Annotated in this window: 8 protein-coding genes and 1 rRNA gene; all 9 read right to left on the bottom strand. The window is 43.9% G+C overall.

Features of this window, described 5'->3' with window-relative positions:
• Positions 1-72 precede the first annotated feature (72 nt).
• The 9 genes from GLV98_RS18940 to rrf all read right to left on the bottom strand — a co-directional run bounded on the left by GLV98_RS18940 (position 73) and on the right by rrf (position 9677).
• Positions 73-1167, bottom strand: a complete 1095-nt coding sequence (locus GLV98_RS18940; protein ID WP_160917566.1) for a PIN domain-containing protein — start codon at positions 1165-1167, stop codon at positions 73-75.
• Positions 1168-1321: 154 nt separating this feature from the next.
• Positions 1322-2395: a DNA integrity scanning diadenylate cyclase DisA gene (gene disA / locus GLV98_RS18945; protein WP_160917567.1), complete on the bottom strand. Its 1074-nt coding sequence runs from the start codon at positions 2393-2395 to the stop codon at positions 1322-1324.
• Entirely contained in the window at positions 2396-3775 is a 1380-nt protein-coding gene (radA, locus tag GLV98_RS18950; RefSeq protein WP_115895011.1) for a DNA repair protein RadA, read from the bottom strand. It lies immediately after the preceding gene.
• A 261-nt stretch (positions 3776-4036) separates the two neighbouring features.
• The gene (gene clpC / locus GLV98_RS18955; protein ID WP_160917568.1) at positions 4037-6496 is read right to left on the bottom strand and encodes an ATP-dependent protease ATP-binding subunit ClpC; all 2460 of its coding nucleotides are present in this window, start codon (positions 6494-6496) and stop codon (positions 4037-4039) included.
• A gap of 18 nt (positions 6497-6514) precedes the next feature.
• Complete coding sequence (locus tag GLV98_RS18960; RefSeq protein WP_160917569.1) at positions 6515-7585, bottom strand: protein arginine kinase; 1071 nt, start codon at positions 7583-7585, stop codon at positions 6515-6517.
• The gene (locus tag GLV98_RS18965; RefSeq protein WP_160917570.1) at positions 7585-8133 is read right to left on the bottom strand and encodes a UvrB/UvrC motif-containing protein; all 549 of its coding nucleotides are present in this window, start codon (positions 8131-8133) and stop codon (positions 7585-7587) included. The genes GLV98_RS18960 and GLV98_RS18965 overlap by 1 nt, the downstream gene beginning before the upstream one ends.
• 22 nt (positions 8134-8155) lie before the next feature.
• Entirely contained in the window at positions 8156-8620 is a 465-nt protein-coding gene (locus GLV98_RS18970) for a CtsR family transcriptional regulator (RefSeq protein WP_160917571.1), read from the bottom strand.
• 166 nt (positions 8621-8786) lie between these two features.
• Positions 8787-9479 (bottom strand): MgtC/SapB family protein, encoded by a 693-nt coding sequence (locus GLV98_RS18975; protein ID WP_160917572.1) that lies wholly within the window; start codon positions 9477-9479, stop codon positions 8787-8789.
• Positions 9480-9563: 84 nt separating this feature from the next.
• Positions 9564-9677, bottom strand: a 5S ribosomal RNA gene (gene rrf / locus GLV98_RS18980).
• Between the last annotated feature and the right edge of the window lie 21 nt (positions 9678-9698).

The raw sequence follows: 9698 nt of genomic DNA on the forward strand, positions 1-9698 counted from the left end.
CGTTCATAAAACAACAAAAGCGATAACACGCATGTTATCACTTTTGTCATTCTCTATTTGTTTATACCGTTTTTACAAGGCTTTTTCAAGTGATTTCGGCTTTGCAAAAATCATACGGCCGGCTGATGTCTGCAGCACGCTTGTAACTACGACTTCAATCGTCTTCCCGATAAAGTCTTTTCCTTCTTCGACCACGATCATTGTACCGTCATCCAAGTAGGCGACCCCTTGATTTTGCTCTTTCCCGTCTTTGATCACTTGAATCGTCATCTCTTCTCCTGGAAGCACGACCGGTTTAACAGCGTTCGCAAGATCATTAATGTTCAAGACTTGGACATTTTGAAACTCACAAACTTTATTCAAGTTGAAATCGTTCGTTACAACAATTCCGTCCATGACCTTCGCAAGCTTCACAAGCTTACTGTCTACTTCCTGGATGTCTTCGAAGTCTCCTTCGTAAATTTCAACATTCACAGGGAGATCCTTTTGAAGACGGTTCAAAACGTCCAATCCACGGCGACCACGGTTTCTTTTCAGGCCATCGGATGAATCGGCGATGTGCTGCAATTCTTCCAATACGAATTGTGGGATCACAATCGTTCCTTCAAGGAAATGTGTATCACAAATATCCGCGATGCGGCCATCAATGATGACACTTGTATCCAAAATCTTTCGTTTCGGTACCAAAGCAGGATCGACCGTAGAATCTCCTTGAAGTTCATCTTCCGGCTTCTTGTCTTTCTTTGAAACCAAGTTCAAGAATTCGTCTTTCCGCTTAAAACCAACTTGAAAACCGAAGTAACCTAATAAGAAGGTTAAAAAGATCGGGACGACCTGGTTAACCACTTGAATCTGGATATCTTGTACAGGGATATTGATCAAGTAGGCGATGATCAGCCCGACAATCAAACCGAGGCTACCAAACAGCAAATCCGCTACCGGTGCCCGAACGAGTGTATCCTCGACCCACCTTAAAAAATCGACAATATAATCCACAATCCAAAAAGTAAATAAAAATAATATAAGTGCTCCTAGTACGGCCCCTAAGACAGATTGAATCCAATTCTGCCAAGTCAGCCCCATGGTTGTAAACAGCTCTGGGAAATAGAGGTAACCGATGGTTCCGCCGGTTATGACAATAAACAACTGTACGATACGTTTAAGCACTTGTATTCACCTCCTCAAACACAGTATGACCAAACCTAACAACCATTAACCATATAAAAAAGGAATGATGGTTTTTAACTTAGCACAACTTCCAAATTAAGTCAATGAGTAAACAAATTATCATACCATATTGTTCACAAATAAGTCAATGTTCTTATATATGTCGGTCCACGAACAATTGTTCTTGTATGCGATCAAGCCCATCCCTGATTTTCATAGCACGGATTTCTCCGACACCATCGACTTCCACAAGCTCTTTAGGAGAAGCCTGAATCAGTTCTTCCAACGTACCGAACCTTTCGACCAAGTGTTCAATAATGAGGACGGGAAGTCTTGGAATCCGGCTTAAAATCCGGTATCCTCTTGGAACGATAGGATCCGACAACTTCGTATTCGGTGAATACCCCATGAGTTTCAATACCTGCTCATCTGAAAGAAGCTCCGTATTGGTGATTTCCTGCATTTTTCTCAAAATATAATAAGGTTCATAATCCGGACGCTTACTATAATCGCGTAAAAGCAATGTCGCTTCATCTTCAATATTCGAGACTAATTCCGTCAATTGCAGCTGAATCAAACGCCCCTCTGTACCTAGTTCATTCACATAGTTCAAAATCTCTGTCTTCGTCCGGAGTACCATCTCAATCCGGTGGACGACCTGAACGACTTCAGAAAAGGATACCATGTTTTCAAACTCCATCGCACCGAGGTTCGTCACGCTTTGGTCGAGCACATTTTTATATTTTTCCAACGTCTGAATCGCCTGGTTGGCCTTCGTCAAAATGACACCAATATCTTTCAGTGAGTAACGGAGAGAACCTTTATACAACGTAATCACATTTCGACGCTGGGATATAGCAATGACGAGAGCACCCGTCTGTTTAGCCACACGCTCTGCCGTCCGGTGTCTCATCCCCGTTTCTGTGGATAGGATATCCGGGTCCGGCATCAATTGCGCATTAGCAAAAAGAATCCGGGTCCCTTCATCATTCAAAATTAATGCCCCATCCATTTTCGCCAGTTCGTAAAGGTGAGCGGGAGTGAAATCAGACTGGATATGGAACCCGCCATCCACGAGGTCCCTCATATGATCCCCGTATCCGAGCACAATCAGCCCACCCGTTTTAGCACGCAGGACGTTATCAATTCCATCTCTCAGAGGTGTACCCGGGGCCACCAACTGGAGAATTTCTCCGATTCCATTTTCTTTGATTTCATGCCATTCCATTTATGAATCCCCCAGTGTAACCTTCATCGCCTCCTGAACGGTGCTGACACCGATCACTTCGATTTGAGAAGGAGGCGTCCAGCCATCCATGTTCTTCTTCGGAATGATGACCCTTTTGAAGCCTAACTTCGCCGCTTCCTGGACTCTTTGCTCAATTCTTGCAACTCTTCGTATCTCACCCGTCAAGCCAACTTCCCCAACGACCACATCATCTCCATTTGGAGACTGATTCCGGAAACTTGAGGCAATGCTGATCGCAACGGCTAAATCAATCGCCGGCTCATCCAATTTCACGCCACCAGCGACTTTTACGTAAGCATCCTGGTTCTGAAGCAGGAGCCCTGCTCTCTTTTCCAAAACAGCCATTAAAAGCGGTACACGGCTGTTATCAAGACCTGTAGCCATCCGTCTCGGGTTTCCGTATGCCGTCGGTGAGATCAAGGCTTGTATTTCTACAAGTACCGGTCTTGTCCCTTCCATGGAAGCCACCACGATTGAACCCGCAGCCCCTTGCGAACGTTCTTCCAGGAAAATTTCTGAAGGGTTCAGAACCTCTTCCAGGCCTTTCTCCTTCATTTCAAAGATTCCCATTTCATGAGTACTTCCAAAACGGTTCTTCACACTTCTTAGAATTCTGAATGTGTGATGCTGCTCTCCTTCGAAATAAAGGACGGCATCCACCATATGTTCAAGCAGACGTGGGCCGGCAATGGAACCTTCTTTAGTAACATGCCCCACGATGAAAATAGGGATACCTTTGCTTTTAGCGATTCTCATCAAGTGACTTGTACATTCACGAACTTGGGAAACGCTCCCCGGAGCAGAGGTCACATCTTCTTTGAAAATGGTCTGGATTGAATCTATGACCACAAATTTTGGTTCAATGTTTTCAATTTGGTTGATGACATCCTGTAAGTTTGTTTCCGGTAAAACATAGAGTTCATCGGATGTAATATCCAAACGCTCGGCCCGAAGCTTCGTTTGTCGCGATGACTCCTCCCCGGATATGTAGAGGACAGGAAAGTCTTTTTTCGCGATCTGTGCAGAGACCTGAAGTAAAAGAGTGGATTTACCGATTCCCGGATCCCCGCCAATCAAAACTAGAGACCCCGCCACGATTCCTCCACCTAACACCCGGTTAAACTCAGGCATATCTGTCGGCATACGTGGTTCTTTTTGCGACTTTATTTGTGTGATTTTTTCAGGTTTCGTTGTTGCGGAAGTGGAGCTTGTCTGAAACACATGTCTGGAATTCGCCGGAGCAGCTGTCATTTCTTCAACCAGCGTGTTCCATTGATTACACCCCGGACATTTTCCCATCCATTTAGGTGTCTCATACCCACATTCCTGGCAAACAAACTTCGTTTTCCTTTTTGCCAAGATTATCTCGCTCCTTATTCTTATTATTCTATACGTAAAAGATTGTGAATCAGTTTCACGATCTTATCAATTGTATTAAATCATTCTAGTAAAATCATAGCGGAAGAAGAAAAAAATCGGAAGGCAAACCCTTCCGATTTTTCTTAGGCTCTGTTCACTATATGATGAATTTCTATGAAATAGAAGAAGGGGAGCAGCCCTTCATCCTCGTCATTTCCACCATCTGTGTGATCCGAGTCTTCCTGCTTCTATACAACTATTTTAATTCGTAGACTCTTGCTGGGTATGAACCACAAAGTTCTTATCATCATCAAGCTCAATTTTCACACTTTGCCCTTTGGCGATGTTTTCTTTCAAGAGTTCTTCTGAAAGCAGGTCTTCCACATTCTTTTGTATAGAACGGCGCAATGGACGTGCTCCGTATTCCGGATCGAACCCTGATTCTGCAATATGCTGAATAGCGGCATCCGATAAGACGAAGTCAATCTCTTGTTCTTTCAGACGTTTACGCAGTTCTTCGACCATCAATGTCACAATATCTTTCATGTGTTTTCTCTCCAGGGAGTGGAAAACAATCGTTTCATCGATACGGTTCAAGAACTCAGGACGGAACGCTTTCTTCAAAGCATCTGTCACTTTCGATTTCATATCTTTATAATCCTGATCGGTATCACCCATGGAGAAGCCAACATATTTGTTCTGTTTCAATTCTTGAGCACCGACGTTGGATGTCATGATCAGCACGGTGTTACGGAAATCTACGACGCGTCCTTTGGAATCGGTTAGACGACCATCCTCAAGAACCTGAAGCAAAATGTTGAATACTTCCGGATGCGCTTTTTCAATTTCGTCAAGCAGGACCACAGAGTAAGGCTTATTGCGTACTTTCTCTGTTAATTGTCCGCCTTCATCATAGCCGACATAACCTGGAGGTGAACCGACAAGGCGGGACGTACTGTGTTTTTCCATATACTCGGACATGTCGATTCGGATCATCGCATCTTCTTCTCCGAACATGCTCTCTGCTAATGCACGAGCAAGCTCTGTTTTACCTACACCTGTTGGTCCAAGGAAGATGAACGAACCGATTGGACGTTTCGGATCTTTAAGTCCGGCACGGGCACGTCGAATCGCTTTGGAAATTGCTTTGACCGCTTCTTCCTGGCCGATGACACGATTGTGGAGCGTATCTTCAAGATGAAGGAGGCGTTCGCTTTCATCTTTCGTCATTTTGGATACAGGTATTCCCGTCCAAGTGGATACGACAGAAGCAATATCCTCCACTGTAACTTCGGAATCTTCCTGCCCTTGCTTTTCTTTCCACTCATCTTTCGTTTGTTCCAGTTCATCTCTCAAGCGCTGCTCACTGTCTCTTAAGGAAGCAGCTTTTTCAAATTCCTGACTCTGTACAGCGGCATCCTTCTCTTTTCGCACTTCCTCAAGCTTTTGCTCTAACTCTTTCAAGTTCGGTGGAGCTGTGTAGGAACGCAGGCGCACTTTGGATGCAGCTTCATCAATCAGGTCGATCGCTTTATCCGGCAGGAAGCGGTCCGTGATGTAACGATCAGAGAAACGGACAGCAGAGTCAATGGAATCATCTGTAATCGTCACACGGTGGTGGGCTTCATAACGATCGCGAAGACCTTGCAGGATTTGGATGGATTCTTCGAGGTTCGGTTCATCCACTTGAATAGGTTGGAACCTACGCTCGAGGGCAGCATCCTTTTCAATATATTTACGGTACTCATCAAGTGTCGTAGCACCGATACATTGCAATTCCCCACGGGCAAGGGACGGCTTAAGAATATTGGATGCATCAATCGCACCTTCTGCGCCACCAGCACCGATCAACGTGTGAAGTTCGTCGATGAACAGGATGATGTTCCCCGCCTGACGGATTTCTTCCATCACTTTTTTCAAACGATCTTCAAATTCACCACGATACTTGGTTCCGGCAACGACGGTACCCATATCAAGTGTCATTACCCGCTTATCGCGAAGGATTTCTGGTACTTCATTATTCATGATCTGTTGAGCCAGACCTTCGGCAATGGCCGTTTTACCAACACCAGGTTCACCGACAAGAACTGGATTATTTTTCGTACGACGGCTCAATACTTGAATCACACGCTCGATTTCTTTACTTCGACCGATAACTGGGTCGATGTTGCCTTCTTTTGCAATCGCTGTAAGGTCTCGAGCAAGTGAATCGAGAGTCGGTGTATTCGCATTCGCCGCCTGAGCCCCTGATCCGCCACCACGACGGTTTTGACCACCTGTAGACTCATTGTTCCCAAGCAATTGTAAAACTTGCTGGCGGGCTTTATTCAAGCTTACACCCAGGTTATTCAGTACACGGGCAGCGACGCCTTCTCCTTCACGGATCAATCCAAGAAGAATATGTTCTGTTCCCACGTAAGAGTGTCCCAGTTTACGAGCTTCATCCATCGAAAGCTCAATGACTTTTTTCGCGCGAGGCGTATAATGAATCGTTTGGGATACTTTCTCTCCCTTACCGATTAACTTCTCTACTTCTTGTTGGATTTTTGAAGACTCGAGGCCTAATGCGGTCAGAGCTTTAGCAGCTATGCCTTCCCCTTCACTAACCAAGCCTAAAAGGATATGCTCTGTACCTATGTTATTGTGACCTAAACGAACAGCTTCTTCCTGTGCCAGCGCCAATACTTTTTGTGCTCTTTCTGTAAATCGCCCAAACATCATGGACATTCCCTCCTAACATTATTCTTCATTTTCTAATTGAAGTCGTTCGCGGATTAAAGATGCTCTTCTTACATCCCTTTCATCAGGGGATAAAGTAGTCTTAGCGTATTGTTGTAAGAACCCTGGCTGTGTAAGAACCATCAATTCATTCAAAATCGTGCGCGGGATATGATCGATAAAACCTAAATCGATGCCCAATCTCAGGTCAGAAAGGCATTTTGCCGCCTCCTTAGATTCTATGATTCGACTATTGGTCAAAACACCATAGGAACGAAAGATACGGTCTTCCAATTGTATGCTTGAGCGGGCCATCAATGCTTCTCTTGCTTTTCTCTCCTGTTCAATCAGCTGTTTGACGACACTGTGAAGGTCCTCGACGATATCCTCTTCCGATTTACCAAGAGTTATCTGATTGGATATCTGATAAATATTCCCCAGTGCTTCACTACCTTCCCCGTAAATGCCTCTTACCACAAGGCCCAGTTGGTTAATGGCCGGTGTCATCCGGTTGATTTGGTTCGTCATGGATAGAGCAGGCAGATGCATCATGACAGAGGCTCTCATTCCCGTACCTACATTCGTCGGACAGGCAGTCAAATAACCCCGCTTTTCATCAAAAGCATAATCTACTTTTTCTTCAAGCCAATCATCCAATTGACTGGCTTGTTCTAGTGCCTGATCCAACTGAAAGCCAGGGAAATATAACTGTATGCGAATATGATCCTCTTCATTAACCATGATTGAAACTTGCTCATTTTGTGATATGAGAGAGGCCGACTTCTCAGCCCTTTCAGCCAAGTGTGGACTGATCAAGTGTTTTTCTACCAGTACTCTCTTTTCTATTGGCTGTAAATCTTTCATCTGGACCAGCTCAAAATCTTTATAATCTCTAAAAGACTCCTTTTGAAACTCTTGTTGGAAGAATTCCAACACTTTATTCAAAGTCTCATCAGAAGCAATGATAGGAAAAGGATGTTGTGAGAAATTACGAGCAAGTCGTATACGGCTGCTAAGTACAATATCGCTGTCCGGGCCCTCTTGCTTCATCCATGGACTAATGGCTTCATTCATGAATTGCTGTAAGGACATTACTCGTCATCCTCCTCCCTATGATGCAATTGACTTTCTAAAGATCTAATCTTATCTCTAACTTTCGCTGCCTCTTCGAATTCTTCCTGCTCAATTAATTGTCGAAGATTAGTTTTATGTTCTTCCATCTCTTTTTTTAGGTGCAAATTGCCACCTTCACGCTTCGGAATTTTGCCGTCATGCCTTGTGTTTCCACTGTGAACACGACGCAAAATGGGATTCAATCGTTCATCGAACGTTTTATAGCAGTCTGCACAACCAAACTTACCTATCCTTGCAAACTCCTCATAACTGAGCCCACAATTAGGACATTTCAGCTTCGGCTTTTGAGTATATGAGTGAGCGCTCTGTCCTTTTAAAGGAGAAGGTCCCTCTGAATGGAACAGACCTGAAAGGAGATCATTCAAGGTGAAGTTCTCTTCCCCATAACTCATGTACCCATTTTCCTTCGCACATTTTTCACATACATGGACTTCTGACTTTTGACCATTGATCACCTGCGTCAAATGGACAGTAGCAGGACGCTGATGACATTTCTGACACTCCATCTGAATCTCTCCCTTCTCTCACTCAACATTTATATTTAAGGGTGAAAAGCATGGCTGTCATGATTCGCGCGCGAACTTCATCGCGAAGAGGTAAAGAAAAAGCAAGGACGTCGCGATCGATGACACTTGCCATCAATTTACTTTCCCGATCAGTGATGATCTCATAATCTACCAGCCTTTCAAGAACATCGATGGCTTTCGATTGGGAAACATGAGGGTTGATGAGCTCCATCACCTCTTCAATCATTTCTGAACCTTTACGGTGCTGGATTCGGCTGATACGTATATATCCGCCTCCTCCCCTTTTACTTTCCACTATATATCCTTTTTCCACAGTAAAACGTGTCTTAATCACATAATTGATCTGAGAAGGTACACAATCAAATTTCTCGGCAAGCTCACTACGCTTGATTTCAATCGCCTGGTGACGATTTTCATCCAAGATCCCCTTAAGATATTCTTCGATAACATCAGAGATATTCCGCATGCTCCCTCCCCCTCTTTTGACTTTGACTATCTTTGACTTTAATTTTATTATACTCATTTTCTTTTGTCATGCAACTTGTTTGTTTATAAGAATTACATCTTCTATGTTTCCCCTTTTCATCATGAAATAAAACAAAAAAGCTGCACAGAATCAACTGTGCAGCCTTTTAATACTGGTGTCCACATTCTTCTACACCATCCATCAAAGACAGACGCTCCAAAAGTAGGGATCGATCATACCTTTGCCCTTTATTAAGTTCTACGACAACCTTTTTTTGATCTTGATCCAAGGCAACGATATCTATTTTCCTGACATCCAGCTTCATTTGTTCAAATACTGTTAATACTTTATTGACCGGGGCATCCTTACCAATGGTCACTTGATAAATATTTTTTCGATTCCCATTGAACTTTTCTTTTTCAATCTTATTTAGGAAAACTAAGCTCATAAGCACAAAGATTGTTGTGACCGTCGCCACATCATACATCCCTGCACCAACAACAAGACCGATGCCAGCCACCGTCCAAATGGAAGCTGCTGTCGTTAACCCTCTAATGGTCATCCCGTTGACGATAATTGTCCCCGCTCCTAGAAACCCGATACCACTAATGACATAGGAAGGGATACGAGCTGGGTCGAACCGTACTTGTTCATATTGATCAATGAACGTTTCAAATCCATACAGAGAAAGCAGCATCATCATACATGCCCCCACTCCCACAAGAATATGGGTACGGAAGCCTGCCGAATGATTTTTGACCTCCCTTTCAAAACCAATCAATCCTGAAAGAATGAGTGCAAAAAATAAGCGGAATATAAACAATAGAATGTCATCATGAAAGAAATATGACCAGTTCAAGCAATCCCTCCTTTCTTTATGTCTATGTTTAAGGAAGTTGATATAGAAAAAAACCAGAAGAATGTTCTTCTGGTTTTTCAAATGACGTGGCAGCGTCCTACTCTCACGGGGGTAAACCCGACTACCATCGGCGCTGAAGAGCTTAACTGCTGTGTTCGGCATGGGAACAGGTGTGACCTCTTCGCCTTCACCACCACATCAATATAAAGTTTGAGGTGA

This window comes from Halobacillus litoralis (genome assembly GCF_009856415.1).
GTDB classification, from domain to species: Bacteria; Bacillota; Bacilli; order Bacillales; family Halobacillaceae; genus Halobacillus; species Halobacillus litoralis_C.

Bases quoted from the DNA above. Each gene is read 5' to 3' on its own strand.
- disA (WP_160917567.1), bottom strand. From the start codon at position 2,395: ATGGAATGGCATGAAATCAAAGAAAATGGAATCGGAGAAATTCTCCAG.
- clpC (WP_160917568.1), bottom strand. From the start codon at position 6,496: ATGATGTTTGGGCGATTTACAGAAAGAGCACAAAAAGTATTGGCGCTG.
- GLV98_RS18960 (WP_160917569.1), bottom strand. From the start codon at position 7,585: ATGTCCTTACAGCAATTCATGAATGAAGCCATTAGTCCATGGATGAAG.
- GLV98_RS18965 (WP_160917570.1), bottom strand. From the start codon at position 8,133: ATGGAGTGTCAGAAATGTCATCAGCGTCCTGCTACTGTCCATTTGACG.
- GLV98_RS18970 (WP_160917571.1), bottom strand. From the start codon at position 8,620: ATGCGGAATATCTCTGATGTTATCGAAGAATATCTTAAGGGGATCTTG.